At 52.5% G+C, this 16039-nt stretch carries 16 protein-coding genes; 9 read left to right on the plus strand and 7 right to left on the minus strand.

The annotated features are described in order from the left end of the window. The first annotated feature begins 349 nt into the window (after nucleotides 1-349). A complete protein-coding gene (gene alaA / locus GPJ68_RS17045) occupies nucleotides 350-1567 on the plus strand; it encodes an alanine transaminase AlaA (protein WP_005129483.1) in 1218 nt (405 codons plus the stop codon). Nucleotides 1568-1662: 95 nt separating this feature from the next. Continuing rightward, entirely contained in the window at nucleotides 1663-2262 is a 600-nt protein-coding gene (yfbR, locus tag GPJ68_RS17050) for a 5'-deoxynucleotidase (protein ID WP_003028083.1), read from the plus strand. 52 nt (nucleotides 2263-2314) lie between these two features. Here yfbR and GPJ68_RS17055 read toward each other — a convergent pair whose 3' ends face one another. The 4 genes from GPJ68_RS17055 to yfbV form a co-directional block, all read right to left on the minus strand. Next, nucleotides 2315-4147: an SLC13 family permease gene (locus GPJ68_RS17055; protein ID WP_180836882.1), complete on the minus strand. Its 1833-nt coding sequence runs from the start codon at nucleotides 4145-4147 to the stop codon at nucleotides 2315-2317. Nucleotides 4148-4224: 77 nt separating this feature from the next. Then, a complete protein-coding gene (locus tag GPJ68_RS17060) occupies nucleotides 4225-4902 on the minus strand; it encodes a sugar phosphatase (RefSeq protein WP_085951065.1) in 678 nt (225 codons plus the stop codon). Further along, nucleotides 4895-5389 carry a YfbU family protein gene (locus GPJ68_RS17065; RefSeq protein ID WP_016153841.1) on the minus strand — a complete coding sequence of 165 codons (495 nt, stop codon included), beginning with the start codon at nucleotides 5387-5389 and terminating at the stop codon, nucleotides 4895-4897. The genes GPJ68_RS17060 and GPJ68_RS17065 overlap by 8 nt, the downstream gene beginning before the upstream one ends. A gap of 83 nt (nucleotides 5390-5472) precedes the next feature. After that, nucleotides 5473-5928, minus strand: coding sequence for a terminus macrodomain insulation protein YfbV (gene yfbV, locus GPJ68_RS17070; RefSeq protein ID WP_016153842.1), 456 nt, complete (start codon nucleotides 5926-5928; stop codon nucleotides 5473-5475). 339 nt (nucleotides 5929-6267) lie between these two features. Here yfbV and ackA point away from each other — a divergent pair, with 339 nt between their 5' ends. From ackA to yfcC, 3 genes are all read left to right on the plus strand, one after another. Continuing rightward, nucleotides 6268-7470 carry an acetate kinase gene (ackA, locus tag GPJ68_RS17075; RefSeq protein WP_016153843.1) on the plus strand — a complete coding sequence of 401 codons (1203 nt, stop codon included), beginning with the start codon at nucleotides 6268-6270 and terminating at the stop codon, nucleotides 7468-7470. A 75-nt stretch (nucleotides 7471-7545) separates the two neighbouring features. Beyond that, nucleotides 7546-9690: a phosphate acetyltransferase gene (gene pta / locus GPJ68_RS17080; RefSeq protein WP_016153844.1), complete on the plus strand. Its 2145-nt coding sequence runs from the start codon at nucleotides 7546-7548 to the stop codon at nucleotides 9688-9690. A 200-nt stretch (nucleotides 9691-9890) separates the two neighbouring features. Further along, a complete protein-coding gene (gene yfcC, locus GPJ68_RS17085) occupies nucleotides 9891-11411 on the plus strand; it encodes a putative basic amino acid antiporter YfcC (RefSeq protein ID WP_180836884.1) in 1521 nt (506 codons plus the stop codon). A 56-nt stretch (nucleotides 11412-11467) separates the two neighbouring features. Here the strand turns inward: yfcC and yfcD are convergent, their stop codons facing one another. The 3 genes from yfcD to yfcF are packed head-to-tail and all read right to left on the minus strand — an operon-like array spanning nucleotide 11468 to nucleotide 13330. Further along, nucleotides 11468-12022: an NUDIX hydrolase YfcD gene (gene yfcD / locus GPJ68_RS17090; protein WP_006683645.1), complete on the minus strand. Its 555-nt coding sequence runs from the start codon at nucleotides 12020-12022 to the stop codon at nucleotides 11468-11470. Between the two features lie 56 nt (nucleotides 12023-12078). Then, nucleotides 12079-12630 carry a phosphodiesterase gene (gene yfcE / locus GPJ68_RS17095; protein ID WP_016153846.1) on the minus strand — a complete coding sequence of 184 codons (552 nt, stop codon included), beginning with the start codon at nucleotides 12628-12630 and terminating at the stop codon, nucleotides 12079-12081. 55 nt (nucleotides 12631-12685) lie between these two features. Continuing rightward, nucleotides 12686-13330 (minus strand): glutathione transferase, encoded by a 645-nt coding sequence (gene yfcF / locus GPJ68_RS17100; protein WP_016153847.1) that lies wholly within the window; start codon nucleotides 13328-13330, stop codon nucleotides 12686-12688. Between the two features lie 134 nt (nucleotides 13331-13464). Between yfcF and yfcG the strand changes: the two genes are divergently transcribed. From yfcG to GPJ68_RS17120, 4 genes are all read left to right on the plus strand, one after another. Further along, nucleotides 13465-14100: a GSH-dependent disulfide bond oxidoreductase gene (gene yfcG / locus GPJ68_RS17105; RefSeq protein WP_016153848.1), complete on the plus strand. Its 636-nt coding sequence runs from the start codon at nucleotides 13465-13467 to the stop codon at nucleotides 14098-14100. A 54-nt stretch (nucleotides 14101-14154) separates the two neighbouring features. Further along, a complete protein-coding gene (folX, locus tag GPJ68_RS17110) occupies nucleotides 14155-14517 on the plus strand; it encodes a dihydroneopterin triphosphate 2'-epimerase (protein ID WP_016153849.1) in 363 nt (120 codons plus the stop codon). A gap of 20 nt (nucleotides 14518-14537) precedes the next feature. Next, nucleotides 14538-15431, plus strand: coding sequence for a TIGR01777 family oxidoreductase (locus GPJ68_RS17115; RefSeq protein WP_046275572.1), 894 nt, complete (start codon nucleotides 14538-14540; stop codon nucleotides 15429-15431). Between the two features lie 71 nt (nucleotides 15432-15502). After that, entirely contained in the window at nucleotides 15503-16033 is a 531-nt protein-coding gene (locus tag GPJ68_RS17120; RefSeq protein ID WP_072050783.1) for a GNAT family N-acetyltransferase, read from the plus strand. The last annotated feature ends 6 nt before the right edge of the window (nucleotides 16034-16039 follow it).

Here is a 16039-nt window from a genome sequence, read left to right on the forward strand (position 1 = left end):
ACGGATCAGGCCGATAACAGGTCCCGCAGTTAAAACCTCAGTATTTTCGAATTACCTCATCCAGCTTAGACACCCGTGACATTTCGCTTTACAGGCTTAACTTTTTTTGACCAAACAATTCACCACAACAAAACCAATAAAACAAAACATACTACCAACAAAACACATCTAGATAGATTATTATCTCATAATATTTACATTATTTAGTTGTTAACAGTTAATTATCACTTCATAGCTTTTCAAAATCTTCTACTAAAGACCCTTCAAAACTCACCGCCGTGGGAGTACATTGTGCTGGGCTGACTTCCATGGCAGGGAGTGGCATTCACAGCTAAAAAGGTCAACGTTCATGTCCCCCATTGAAAAATCCAGCAAATTAGAAAACGTCTGTTATGACATTCGCGGCCCGGTTCTGAAGGAAGCAAAGCGCCTGGAAGAAGAAGGCAATAAGGTTCTGAAACTGAACATCGGCAACCCGGCGCCATTCGGGTTTGAAGCGCCAGATGAAATACTGGTGGATGTGATCCGCAATTTGCCAACAGCGCAAGGATATTGCGACTCCAAAGGCCTTTATTCCGCCCGTAAAGCGATTATGCAGCATTACCAGGCCCGTGGTATGCGCGACGTAACCGTGGAAGATATTTATATCGGCAACGGCGTTTCTGAATTAATTGTGCAGGCTATGCAGGCATTGCTGAACAGTGGGGACGAAATGCTGGTTCCTGCTCCTGATTATCCGCTGTGGACGGCGGCGGTATCGCTCTCCGGCGGTAATGCCGTGCACTACCTGTGTGACGAATCATCAGACTGGTTCCCGGACCTGGATGATATCCGCGCCAAAATCACGCCGCGTACGCGTGGAATCGTCATCATCAACCCAAACAACCCAACCGGCGCTGTTTACTCTAAAGAGCTGCTGATGGAGATTGTTGAGATTGCTCGCCAGAACAACCTCATCATCTTTGCGGATGAGATTTACGACAAAATTCTCTACGACGATGCTGAACACCACTCCATCGCTGCAATGGCGCCGGATCTGCTGACCATCACCTTCAATGGCCTGTCAAAAACCTATCGCGTTGCCGGTTTCCGTCAGGGCTGGATGGTGCTGAACGGGCCGAAGAAACATGCTAAAGGATATATTGAAGGTCTTGAGATGCTGGCCTCTATGCGCCTGTGTGCCAACGTTCCGGCGCAACATGCCATTCAGACCGCGCTGGGCGGATACCAGAGCATCAGCGAATTTATCATGCCTGGTGGGCGTCTGTATGAACAACGCAACCGCGCCTGGGAACTGCTCAATGACATTCCTGGTGTCTCCTGCGTAAAACCGCGCGGCGCGCTGTATATGTTCCCGAAAATTGATGCTAAACGCTTCAACATTCATGACGACCAGAAGATGGTGCTCGACTTCCTGCTGCAGGAAAAAGTACTGCTGGTTCAGGGAACAGCGTTCAACTGGCCGTGGCCGGATCATTTCCGCATCGTCACGCTGCCGCGTATTGACGATATTGAAATGTCGCTGAGTAAATTTGAGCGTTTCCTGTCAGGGTATCACCAGCTGTAATTAAACAAAGGCTGTCGGATGAATGACGAGTATTTGCATCTGACAGCCTTCTCTGCGCAAAATGACTCTTAGGTTGCCATCATATAAGGGTCGTTATGAAGCAGAGCCATTTTTTTGCCCACCTCTCCCGTCTGAAGCTCATTAATCGCTGGCCGCTGATGCGCAACGTGCGCACCGAAAACGTGTCTGAACACAGTCTGCAGGTTGCCATGGTTGCCCATGCGCTGGCCGCGATCAAAAACCGCAAATTTGGTGGTCAGGTTAATGCTGAGCGTATTGCTCTGTTGGCGATGTATCACGATGCGTCAGAAGTTCTGACCGGTGATCTCCCTACCCCGGTGAAATATTTCAACTCGCAGATTGCGCAGGAATATAAAGCGATAGAGAAAATTGCCCAGCAAAAACTGGTCGATATGGTACCTGATGAACTGCGCGATATTTTTGCGCCGCTCATTGATGAACATGCCTTAAGTGAAGAAGAGAGATCGATTGTTAAACAGGCCGATGCCCTGTGCGCGTATCTGAAGTGTCTGGAGGAACTCTCTGCCGGTAACAACGAATTTCTGCTTGCCAAGACGCGTCTGGAAAAAACGCTCGAGTCGCGACGCAGCGAAGAGATGGACTACTTTATGGACGTGTTTGTCCCGAGTTTTCACCTCTCATTAGATGAAATCAGCCAGGATTCTCCGCTATAAACGCATGACCCGGTGGCGGCGAAGATATCCCCGTCGCCATCCGCCAACAACATCAAAACGGAAACAGCATCGGGATCATCACCACGCACACCGCCATCACAATGATGGTAAACGGTACGCCAATCTTCACGAAATCGCTAAAGCTGTAGTTGCCAGGTCCGAGCACCAGAGTGTTTACCGGCGAAGAGACCGGTGTCATAAAGGCTGCGGATGCCGCCATCGCAATCCCCATCGCAAAAGGATACGGTGAAACGCCCATCGACTTTGCAGCCGCCAGCGCGATTGGCGCCATCAGCACCGCCGTCGCGGTGTTGGAGATAAATAACCCGATAGTCGCACACAGCACGAACAGGCAGCCCAACATCATATACGGGCCATACCCGCCACCGACATCCATCAGCCCTTTCACCACCAAGTCGACACCGCCGGTTTTTTGTAAAGCCAGCGCGAAGGGCATCATCCCGACAATCAAAATAATGCTTGGCCAGTGAATCGCTTTATAGGCACTTTCGGCATCAATACAGCGAAATTTCCCCATCAGTAGACAAGCGATGATCGCAGCCACCGTATTGGGAATTTCATCAGTGAGCATCAGAGCAACCATCAGCACCAGACAGAAAATCGCATGCGGTGCCTGGCTGTGCGCCGGAGAAGCTTCACTGACTTCCTCGGGCATATTCAGCACGACAAAATCACGCCCTTTTTGTCCCAACAGTGTGATGAGCTTCCAGTTGCCCACCACTAATATGATATCGCCCATCAGCAATGGCTCATCCACCACCGCTCCAGCCAGAGCCGCGCCATCGCGCTTCAGCCCAACGACATTCAGCCCGTAGCGGGTACGAAAAGCGATTTCCCGTACCGTTTTGCAGATCAATTCCGATTCAGGGATCAGAGAGATCTCGGCCATCCCCACATCAAGCGCCTGCTCCGAGAAGTATTCGCCGCGCAGTACCATCGGTTCCAGAAACTGTTCACTGCAAAATTCACGCAGGTCGACATCGGCCGCGGACATATCAATCAGCAATACGTCACGGGCGCGAAACTCAGAAACCCCGTTAACGTCGACTATTACGCGACGAAAGCGACGCCAGCGTTCCACGCCAATCACGTTTGCTCCGTAGCGCTCACGCAGCTTCAGATCATCCAGACGCTGGCCAATCATAGGAGAACCGGGACGAATCGCCAGCCGACGCGCGCGCCCGGTCAGGCGATATTCTTTAATCAGATCGCGAAAGGTCCGGCGTTTCCAGCCGTCTCCCGGCTGTTTGGAATCTTCTCCCTTGAGCATAAAGCGCATCAGCAGCATATAAATTATGCCGAGAACCAGAACCACCAGCCCCAGCGGGGTAACGCTAAAAAAGCTGAACCCGTTAAGTCCTTCACGTAACAGTTCACTGTTGACAACCAGGTTAGGCGGCGTCGCCACCAGCGTCATCATGCCGCTTATCAGGCCGGCAAAGCTCAGCGGCATCATCAGGCGTGAAGGGGAAATTTCCATGCGCATGGAAACGCTTAAGACCACCGGGATAAAGATGGCGACCACGCCGGTCGAACTCATAAACGCCCCGAGCCCGGCAACGGTAATCATCAGCAACACCAGCATTTTGACTTCACTGCTGCCAGCCACCTTCACCAGCCAGGCACCCATTACCGTCGCCACCCCGGTACGCACCAGGCCGTCGCCGATAATGAATAATGCCGCTATCAAAATAACGTTAGGATCGCTGAATCCGGAAAAGGCTTCTGTGATGCTCAATGTTCCGCTCAGAACAAAGGCAATGATGACCAGCAAAGCGACCGCGTCCATACGCACTCTGCCAGTGACAAACAAGACGACGGCAATCGCCAGCAATGAGAGAACCCATGTCAATTCACCGTTCACAACATATCCTTGTTAAATGAGAGGGATGGATCGATTCTGCCATAAAAAAGCCCCAACAATCTGGGGCTAAATCATGTTCAGGTATTTCTTACTACGACCACATTTCCGTTAGGCTGTTTGGTCACAGAAATATGTTCCAGACTGGTCAGCGAAAAATCGACCTCATCCAGACGCGGCGTGTCCACAGGCGCGTTGACCGCTATCACATGACACCCTGCCGCCAGTCCTGAAAGCACCCCAGCGGGCGCATCCTCCACCACCGCGCATTCCTGTGGCGCAAGACCCAGAAGCTGGGCGCCTAACAGATAGGCGTCAGGCTCGGGCTTGCCTCTTTTTACCCGCTCGGCGGTGACAAACACTTCAGGAGCAGGCAGACCCGCGACACGATGACGCGCTCGTGCGACCGGCATGGATCCGGAGGTCACAATCGCCCATGGAATACCCGCTTTATTGAGGTGGTTGAGTAAATCAACCGCTCCCGGCAGCGCTGTGATCCCCGCGGTTTCCGTCGCTTCGATCTGCTCCAGGCGGGTGAATTCCGCGGCGATCTCAGCCTCAGATTTGCCCACCATAAAGTGTCGCAGGGAGGTAATGGCCTGCTTGCCATGAATAAAGCCGAGCACCTCGGCGTGATCGAGGCCAAAACGATCGGCCCAGTTGCACCACGCGCGTTCTACTGCGGGTAAGGAATCGACCAGCGTTCCATCCAGATCAAACAGAAAACCTTTGCACTGCACGCTCGCCCCCTCAGGCATTAATGATTTGGTTAATTTCATTCGCACTCAGGTGATACTGGCGCGGGCAAGAGTGCCAGACATTCAGCATACGCTGATATTTTTCCCACATCGGGGTCTGGGCGTTGAAGCCATGCGTACCCGCATCAAAGTGGGTATAACGACCTTCCACATTAACCATAAAACGTACGTACCCGAGGTAACGGGCTTCCGTTGCGGCGTCAAAGCCAAGGAAGGTCACGCGGCGCTCATCAATAGCCTGCGCGTCCTTAAGATTAGTCCAGGACACATGTAATGCGTGATACATCTCCATAATATCGATTATCGTACGACAGGTTTCTTCCGTCAGCTCACCAAACTCACGATCCAGCTCGCGCATCTGCAAGCCGTAACCGCGTTCAATAATCGTCTGCAAACGACGATAACGCTCGGCGTTAGTGGGATCGAGCATAGTCATCATTTTGTACTGATTAGACAAAATCAGACGTTGAGCGTTGGTCATTTCCATTTGGGACTCCTGTATCACTACTACTGCGATGAAAAAAAAGAAGGCATCTTGTGCCTTCTTTTATATGCGTAATCAGGGGTCAATTACAAATCATCAAGGAAAGTTTTATCCAGTTGTTTGAAGGCGCGCTTAAGCGTGTCAGCCAGCGCCTGATAATCAGGCTTTCCTTCTACCGGAGTGAGCGCCTGCCCGGCTTCTTGCAATTTACCCCGTACTTCGTAGAACCAGTTGAGTATTGAAGGCGGCAGCGGCGTTACAGAACGTTTACCCAGCCACCACATGCCCTGCATCGGCAGGCTGAGCGCAAACAGCGCAGTCGCCACGGCCGGTCCCAACTGCCCCCCTAACGCAATTTGCCAGCATAAGGTGAAGACGGCGATAGGCGGCATAAAACGGATCGCGTAACGCGTCATGCGGATCACGCGGTTCTCTACAAACACAGGCGCGAGGCGCTTTTCCATTGGCCACGTCTTCGCATAGTGCTGCCCCCGGCGAAACAAGCTAAAAAAATTGACGGAACGATTATCCGGTGTCGACATGGCGGTTACCTCAACTTCACATATAAAAATTAAAAAATTTGTGCAAAACAACAACTACAAGGGACATCGTTCAAAACATTTTGTCTTTGATACCCACATTCAGGTATCCTGTGCCGGCCTGTAAGGCCTTTAGTCCAAAATCATTGAGTCGTCAAATTGACACATAGTATGCCATTGGCTGAAAAATACGCAAAATGACATAGACTCAAAGGTATTTATTCCATCGTGCCCAAAAAGACTATGGCGCATGATGTTAATCATAAACGTCGGTGTCATCATGCGCTACGCTCTATGACTTCCTGACGTTTTTTTAGCCACGTATCATAAATAGGTACTTCCATGTCGAGTAAGTTAGTACTGGTTCTGAACTGCGGTAGCTCCTCACTGAAATTTGCCATCATCGATGCAGTAAACGGTGAAGAATACCTCTCTGGTTTAGCCGAATGTTTCCATCTCCCAGAAGCACGTATCAAGTGGAAAATGGACGGCGGTAAACAAGAAGCGGCTTTAGGTGCAGGCGCCGCTCACAGTGAAGCGCTGAATTTTATCGTTAATACTATTCTGGCACAAAAACCAGAACTGTCTGCTCAGCTGACTGCGATTGGTCACCGTGTTGTTCACGGCGGCGAGAAATACACCGGCTCTGTGGTTATCGACGATTCTGTTATTCAGGGTATCAAAGACGCAGCCTCTTTTGCACCGCTGCATAACCCTGCACACCTGATCGGTATCGCAGAAGCGCTGAAATCCTTCCCGAATCTGAAAGACAAAAACGTGGCTGTGTTCGACACCGCGTTCCATCAGACCATGCCGGAAGAGTCTTACCTCTATGCTCTGCCATACAGCCTGTACAAAGAACACGGTGTTCGTCGTTACGGCGCGCACGGTACCAGCCACTTCTTCGTGACTCAGGAAGCGGCAAAAATTCTGAACAAACCGGTTGATGAGCTGAACATCATCACTTGCCACCTGGGCAACGGCGGTTCTGTTTCTGCTATCCGTAACGGTAAATGTGTTGATACCTCCATGGGTCTGACCCCGCTGGAAGGTCTGGTGATGGGTACGCGTTCCGGTGACATCGACCCAGCGATCATCTTCCACCTGCACGACACCCTGGGCATGAGCGTTGACCAGATCAACAAAATGCTGACCAAAGAGTCCGGCCTGCTGGGTCTGACCGAAGTCACCAGCGACTGCCGTTATGTTGAAGATAACTACGCGACTAAAGAAGACGCTAAACGTGCAATGGACGTTTACTGTCACCGTCTGGCGAAATACATCGGTTCTTACACTGCGCTGATGGATGGTCGTCTGGATGCAGTTGTCTTCACCGGTGGTATTGGTGAAAACGCAGCGATGGTTCGTGAACTGTCTCTGGGCAAACTGGGCGTTCTGGGCTTTGAAGTTGACCACGAACGTAACCTGGCCGCACGTTTCGGCAAATCTGGTTTCATCAACAAAGAAGGTACCCGTCCTGCGGTGGTTATCCCAACCAACGAAGAACTGGTTATCGCGCAAGACGCGAGCCGTCTGACTGCCTGATTTCACACCGCCAGCCTAGCTGGCGGTGCTGTTTTGTAACCCGTCTACATCGACGGTAACGAAAGAGGATAAACCGTGTCCCGTATTATTATGCTGATCCCTACCGGAACCAGCGTCGGTCTGACCAGCGTCAGCCTTGGCGTGATCCGCGCAATGGAACGCAAAGGCGTTCGTCTGAGCGTCTTCAAGCCGATCTCTCAACCGCGTGCCGGTGGCGATGCGCCAGACCAGACTACCAGCATCGTCCGTGCTAACTCTTCTCTGCCAGCCGCTGAGCCGCTGAAGATGAGCCACGTTGAATCTCTGTTGTCCAGCAATCAGAAAGATGTGCTGATGGAAGAGATCATCGCGAACTACCACGCGAACACTAAAGACGCTGAAGTTGTACTGGTTGAAGGCCTGGTCCCAACTCGTAAACATCAGTTCGCACAGTCTCTGAACTACGAAATCGCGAAAACGCTGAACGCAGAAATCGTCTTCGTAATGTCTCAGGGTACCGATACCCCGGAACAGCTGAACGAGCGTATTGAACTGACTCGCAGCAGCTTCGGCGGCGCGAAAAACACCAACATCACCGGCGTAATCGTTAACAAACTGAACGCACCGGTTGATGAGCAGGGCCGTACTCGCCCGGATCTGTCCGAGATTTTCGACGACTCTTCCAAAGCAAAAGTGATCAAAGTTGATCCGGCTAAACTGCAAGAATCCAGCCCACTGCCGGTTCTGGGCGCGGTGCCATGGAGCTTCGATCTGATCGCAACGCGTGCAATCGATATGGCGCGTCATCTGAACGCCACTATCGTTAACGAAGGTGATATCAACACCCGTCGCGTGAAGTCTGTGACTTTCTGCGCACGCAGCATTCCGCACATGCTGGAGCACTTCCGTGCCGGTTCTCTGCTGGTGACTTCCGCCGATCGTCCTGACGTGCTGGTTGCAGCATGCCTGGCAGCCATGAACGGCGTGGAAATCGGTGCCCTGCTGCTGACTGGCGGCTACGAAATGGACGCGCGTATCACTAAACTGTGCGAACGTGCATTTGAAACCGGCCTGCCGGTATTCATGGTGAACACCAACACCTGGCAGACCTCTCTGAGCCTGCAGAGCTTCAACCTGGAAGTTCCGGTTGACGATCACGAACGTATTGAGAAAGTTCAGGAATACGTTGCTAACTACATCAACGCTGACTGGATTGAATCCCTGACCGCGACCTCTGAGCGCAGCCGTCGTCTGTCTCCGCCAGCGTTCCGTTATCAGCTGACCGAGCTGGCACGTAAAGCCGGCAAGCGCGTTGTTCTGCCGGAAGGTGACGAGCCGCGTACCGTTAAAGCGGCGGCTATCTGTGCTGAACGCGGTATCGCAACCTGCGTACTGCTGGGCAACCCGGATGAGATCACCCGCGTTGCGGCCTCTCAGGGCGTTGAGCTGGGCGCTGGCGTAGAAATCGTTGATCCAGATGTTGTTCGCGAAAGCTACGTTGCTCGCCTGGTCGAACTGCGTAAAAACAAAGGTATGACCGAAACCGTTGCCCGCGAACAGCTGGAAGACAACGTGGTTCTCGGTACCCTGATGCTGGAACAGGACGACGTTGACGGTCTGGTTTCTGGTGCAGTTCATACCACCGCGAACACCATCCGTCCGCCGCTGCAGCTGATTAAAACTGCACCGGGTAGTTCCCTGGTGTCTTCCGTGTTCTTCATGCTGCTGCCGGATCAGGTTTACGTATACGGCGACTGCGCGATCAACCCGGATCCGACTGCAGAGCAACTGGCAGAAATCGCGATTCAGTCCGCTGAATCCGCCATTGCTTTCGGTATCGAACCGCGTGTAGCAATGCTCTCCTACTCCACCGGTACTTCTGGTGCAGGTAGCGACGTAGAAAAAGTTCGTGAAGCCACGCGTCTGGCGCAGGAAAAACGTCCTGACCTGATGATCGACGGTCCGCTGCAGTATGACGCCGCCGTTATGGCTGACGTAGCAAAATCCAAAGCGCCGAACTCTCCGGTTGCAGGTCGCGCTACCGTGTTCATCTTCCCGGATCTGAACACCGGTAACACCACCTACAAAGCGGTACAGCGTTCTGCCGACCTGATCTCCATTGGGCCGATGCTGCAGGGTATGCGCAAGCCTGTGAACGACCTGTCTCGTGGCGCGCTGGTTGACGACATCGTCTACACCATCGCTCTGACCGCGATCCAGTCTTCCCAACAGCAGCAGTAATCTGTCGAGTGTGCCGGATGTCTTATCCGGCAACACTTCTGCTTATTAAACCGGAAATAGCTTATATTTCCGGTTTTTTTATACCTGTTTTTCCCGTTGGCATATTCTGAAACATTTGCCAGGATGCGCTGCATCAATGAATAACTATTCTCCTGTTTGCATACTTATCCTCTTTTGCATTGCAACAGGGATAGTCTTTCATGTCAGCAGTAACAGAAACACAGCCAGCTAAAAAATGGGCGATGCCCGATACGTTGGTGATTATTTTTTTCGTTGCCATTTTAACCAGTCTGGCGACATGGGTTGTTCCCGTCGGGATGTTCGACAGTCAGGAAGTGCAGTATCAGGTTGATGGACAAACCAAAACCCGTAAGGTGGTCGACCCCCATTCTTTTCGAATTCTGACCAACGACGCGGGCGAAGAGCAGTATCACCGGGTGCAGTTTTTCACCACCGGTGATGAGCGCCCGGGCCTGATGAATTTTCCGTTTGAAGGGTTAACCTCCGGCTCTAAATTCGGCACTGCCGTCGGCATTATTATGTTTATGCTGGTGATTGGCGGTGCATTCGGCATCGTTATGCGTACCGGAACCATCGATAACGGCATCCTGGCGCTCATCCGCCATACGCGAGGAAACGAAGTCCTGTTTATCCCGGTGCTGTTTGTTCTCTTCTCATTAGGCGGCGCGGTGTTTGGTATGGGGGAAGAGGCGGTCGCCTTTGCCATTATTATTGCACCGTTAATGGTACGGTTAGGTTACGACAGTATCACCACCGTTCTGGTCACCTATATTGCGACTCAGATTGGATTTGCCAGCTCATGGATGAACCCGTTCTGCGTGGTCGTCGCGCAGGGGATTGCGGGCGTGCCGGTGCTCTCTGGTTCCGGTCTGCGTATCATTGTCTGGGTAATTGCGACCCTGATAGGTCTGACCTTCACGCTGGCCTATGCGGCGCGCATCAAAAAGAATCCGCTTTTGTCCCGGGTACATGAATCCGACCGTTTCTTTCGCGAACAGCAGGACGACGTTGTGGAACGACGCTTCACGCTGGGCGACTGGCTGGTGCTGCTGGTGCTGACCGCGGTAATGATTTGGGTTGTCTGGGGCGTGATCGTCAACGCGTGGTTTATTCCTGAGATCGCCAGTCAGTTCTTCACCATGGGCCTGGTAATTGGCATCATCGGCGTGGTCTTTCGTCTCAACGGCATGACGGTCAACATCATGGCCTCCTCATTCACTGAAGGCGCGCGAATGATGATTGCCCCTGCCCTGCTGGTCGGTTTTGCCAAGGGCATATTACTGCTGGTCGGTAATGGAGAGGCGGGTGAAGCCAGCGTGTTGAACACGCTGCTGCACAGCATTGCCAACGGCATCAGCGGGCTGGATAACGCCATCGCGGCGTGGTTTATGCTGCTGTTCCAGGCAGTGTTTAATTTCTTCGTTACTTCCGGCTCTGGTCAGGCTGCATTGACCATGCCGTTATTAGCACCCTTAGGCGATCTGGTTGGCGTAAACCGTCAGGTCACCGTACTGGCCTTCCAGTTTGGCGACGGATTCAGTCATATTATCTATCCTACATCGGCATCGCTGATGGCAACGTTAGGCGTGTTTCGGGTGGATTTTCGTAACTGGCTGAAGGTAGGCGCCACGCTGTTGGGACTGCTGTTTATTATGTCCAGCGTGGTGGTAATTGGCGCGCAGATAATGGGTTACCATTAAAAAACGATTGCCCGGCCTACACGATTTCTCGACGCTGTAGGCCGGATGAGCAGATTTTACTCAGCTTCTTCCTGCTTTTCGGCTTTCGCCCCTTCATTCTTAGCGTTGCGGGTCATCCACAGCGCCAGGGCTTTCAGTGAGTCCGGCGTAAATTCGTCGCAGCGCGCGGTAATTTCTTCCGGCGTCAGCCAGCAAACTTCACTAACCTCTTCTTCCTGAAGCGCAAACGGTCCGTGGGAAACACAGCTAAACAGCCCGCCCCATACGCGACAGTTCTGGTCTTCAAAATAAAACTGCCCATGCTCGGCAAACGGCACGCCCGCAATCCCCAGTTCCTCTTCCGCTTCACGGCGCGCTGAATCCAGTAGTTGCTCGTCAGCCTGCACAACACCGCCAGCGGTGGCATCCAGCATGCCGGGCAAAAAATCTTTTGTCTCAGTACGACGCTGAACCAGAATTTTGCCCATACCATCATGCACGACGATATACGTTGCACGATGGCGTAAGCGTTGCGCCCGCATTTGTTCCCGGCTGGATTGTGCAATGACTTCGTTGTCTTCATTCACAATATCCACCCATTCCGTACTTGCCAAACGACGCTGTTCCACCATCAGGAAACCTTCTTTTTTCTTGCGCTCTTACGGCGCGTTTATGTTTGTGGGGTAAATTACGGATTAATCTCGACCTGTGCAATAACACTTTGATCATTGAGTGCCATTACGCTGAGAACATTATCATCCAGAATCCCGTAACTTGCCGCAAAGCCCCCTTTCGGGATGCTTACCGAGCCGGGATTGAAGTGGTAAACATCCCCTTGACGCTCAGCCACGGGCAAATGTGTATGCCCATAAACCAGCACATCTCCCACGTTGAGCGCCGGCATATTTTGCGGGCCAAAAAGATGCCCGTGCGTCAAAAAGAGTCGCTGGTTTTCTGTCAGAATTTGCTGCCACGGCGCGGTCATCGGAAAATGCAGAAGCATCTGATCCACTTCGCTGTCACAATTGCCACGCACCGCGATAATCCGCGCTGCCAGCGCATTCAACCGCTCAGCAACCTGCGCAGGCGCATAGCCTTCCGGGAGCGCATTACGCGGTCCGTGGTTTAAAACATCACCCAATATCACCAGCCATTGCGCACCGCTTGCGGCAAACCGTTCAAGTACGCGTTCCGTGGCTGGCAACGAACCATGAATGTCCGATGCGAACATCAGTTTCATCACTCACTCCTCGTTGAAAAGTACCTTGTAATGATACTGGATTACGCCCCGTTTTTCAGCAGGAACGCTTCGCTGAAAGCGCGATAAAACGCTGGACTGAAGCGCGCTGCCACTGGAAGGCGGCATATTCTGCAAGCGCTTCGGGAACCTCATCGCCGTTAAGGACCAGACGATTCAGCATTAGCGCTAAATCGCAGTCGGCAATACACCATTCGCCAAATAAATTCTGCTTCCCGTGGCTCAATAAATGGCTCGCAGTGGCGAACAATTTCTCCGCACTGACTTTTCCCGCTTCGCTTAACGGACCTTTCTTCACGCCAGCAAAAACTACGTCCGTTGAGCGTTCTTCACGGATAGGCATCAGATCGCTGCGGATCCACGCCTGAACCTGGCGCGCCCGCGCGCGCTTTTGCACATCGTGTGGGTAGATACGTTCCCACTGCGGCGGCGCAAAACTCTCTTCCAGGAACTCAGTAATCGCTGATGATTCGCTCAGCTCGAAACCGTCGATTTCAAGCACCGGCACGCGCCGCGTTAACGCATACCCTTGCCATGAAGGTTGCAAGTGTTCGCCGCTGTTGAGATCAACGGTTTTCAGCGTAAAAGGCAGTCCTTTCTCTTGCAGAGCGACATAAACAGACAGCACGTAAGGGGAGAAAAAATTGGCATCTGACCACAGCGTAATTGCAGATTTGCTCATAATGTCCTCTGAAATGTATTGGCTTGCCTTCAAAATATAGAGTCTTTCTCTCACTGTCACTTGATGAAAACTCACGCACGCCAACAGGCTCTATACTTGTTATGACCCGGTTCATGACAAAACGGACGCTGAAAATGATCGATCTCTATTACACTCCATCGCCAAACGGTCACAAAATAACGCTGTTTCTTGAAGAGGCTCAGCTGCAATACCGTCTGATTCATGTCGATATCAGCAAAGGTAGCCAGTTTCACCCTGATTTTCTGCAAATCTCACCAAACAATAAAATCCCGGCCATTATCGACAGTGCCCCGGTAGACGGCGGAAAGCCCATCAGCCTGTTTGAGTCCGGAGAAATTTTACTCTATCTGGCAGAAAAGAGCGGTAAGCTGCTGAGCGGTGAGTTACGTGAACGCCACACTACGCTGCAGTGGTTGTTCTGGCAGGTCAGCGGCCTCGGACCCATGCTGGGTCAGAATCATCATTTTAGCCACTACGCCCCACAAACGATTCCCTACGCCATTGAAAGATACCAGGTTGAAACCCAGCGCCTGTACAACGTGATGAATAAACGTCTGGAAACATCCCCCTGGCTGGGGGGCGATCACTACAGCATTGCCGACATTGCCTGCTGGCCGTGGATCCATGCTCATCAGCGTCAGCGCATCGACCTCGACAACTACCCGGCGGTCAATAACTGGCATGAACGCATCCGTACGCGTCCCGCAACGGAACGCGCCATGCAACAAGCACAAAGTGAGAAGCGGTGACGCGATTCGGTTCTCGTGTATCATGCAAAGGTTCATACATGGAGGAAACCTGCAATGTCACAACCTGACGCAATTATTCGTATAAAAAACCTTCGTCTGCGCACTTTTATCGGCATTAAAGAAGAGGAGATCCTTAACCGCCAGGATATCGTCATCAACATTGCCATTCACTATCCGGCAGACAAAGCCCGTACCAGTGAAGATATCAACGACGCGCTGAATTATCGCACTATCACCAAGAGCATCATTGCCCACGTGGAGGGTAACCGCTTCTCATTGTTAGAAAAATTAACTCAAGATGTGCTCGATATCGCACGCGAACATCACTGGGTCACTTATGCTCAAGTAGAGATAGATAAACTTCACGCATTACGTTACGCCGACTCAGTCTCTATGACGCTGAGCTGGCAGCGCTAAAACATAACCCGGGAGGCGACATGCAGATTCTGATTACCGGCGGTACTGGCCTGATTGGACGTCATCTGATCCCCCGCTTGCTGGAGCTGGGGCATCAGATAACCGTAGTGACCCGTTCTCCTGATAAGGCACGTCAGATTCTCGACTCCCGGGTTACGCTGTCCAAAGGGCTGGAAGAGCGGCAAAATCTCAATGACATTGATGCCGTCATTAACCTTGCCGGAGAGCCGATTGCGGACAAGCGCTGGAGTGCCCAGCAAAAGGAACGCCTGTGTCAGAGCCGCTGGGTCATTACGCAGAAGCTGGTCGATTTAATCAATGCCAGCGAGACACCGCCCGCAGTGCTAATCTCCGGTTCCGCTACCGGTTACTACGGCGATTTAGGCGAAGTGGTGGTCACAGAAGAAGAGCCGCCGCATAACGAATTTACCCATAAGCTGTGCGCCCGCTGGGAGCAAATTGCCAGCACCGCGCAAAGCGAAAAAACCCGCGTGTGTATGCTGCGCACCGGCGTGGTACTGGCCTCTGCTGGCGGCATTCTGGCGAAAATGGTCCCGCCGTTTCGTCTTGGCTTAGGCGGACCAATTGGCAACGGACGCCAGTATATGGCCTGGATCCATATTGATGATATGGTCAACGGAATTCTCTGGCTGCTGGATAACGATCTGCGCGGTCCCTTCAATATGGTTTCACCGTACCCGGTGCACAATGAGCAGTTTGCCCACGCGCTGGGCCACGCCCTGAACCGTCCTGCCATTCTGCGCGTTCCCGCCACCGCAATGCGGTTGCTGATGGGCGAATCTTCAGTGCTGGTTCTCGGCGGGCAGCGAGCGTTGCCAAAACGCCTGGAAGCGTCCGGTTTCGCGTTTCGCTGGTACGATTTAGAAGAAGCGCTGGCGGATGTCATCCGATAACCCCTAAGCGCTATTCACGGTCGCCGTTGTGGTGGTAAGGTTATAGGCCAGATTTCTGCAATGGCGACGTTATGGCGATAATTTCGACTCCCCGACTTACCCTCTCTTTGTTTCAGTTTTCTGACTGGTCATTTTTCCAGAAACTACGTGAATGTCCTGAAGTCATGCGCTATATGGGCAACATCGCCCCGGTGAAAGATACGCGTCTGTTATTCGCCAGACGCCTTGCCGCACAGCACACTTTTGTCATCCGCGAGCACAACAACCCGACGCCGCTCGGCGATATTGGTCTGCAAATCAGCCATCTCTACCCGCATGAAGCCGACCTCGGCTACGCCATCTTGCCACAGGCGCAGGGGAAAGGTATTGCCAGCGAAGCCGTACGCGCGGTGTGCCAGTACGCCTTCGAGCACGCGGCGGTCACGGCGATAAATGCTTACGCACTGGCGGATAATAAGGGCTCAATACGGATTCTGGAAAAAACGGGGTTCGTGCGTACGCAGGTACTGGAAAAGGCGTATGAGATTGATGGTATCGCCTACGACGACTGGGTTTATCGTCTGGAGTGCGACGCGCTAAAATCCCAGGCCCGGAAAGCGTAGCGCCTC

Source organism: Citrobacter sp. 172116965 (assembly GCF_013458095.1).
GTDB lineage: Bacteria > Pseudomonadota > Gammaproteobacteria > Enterobacterales > Enterobacteriaceae > Citrobacter > Citrobacter braakii.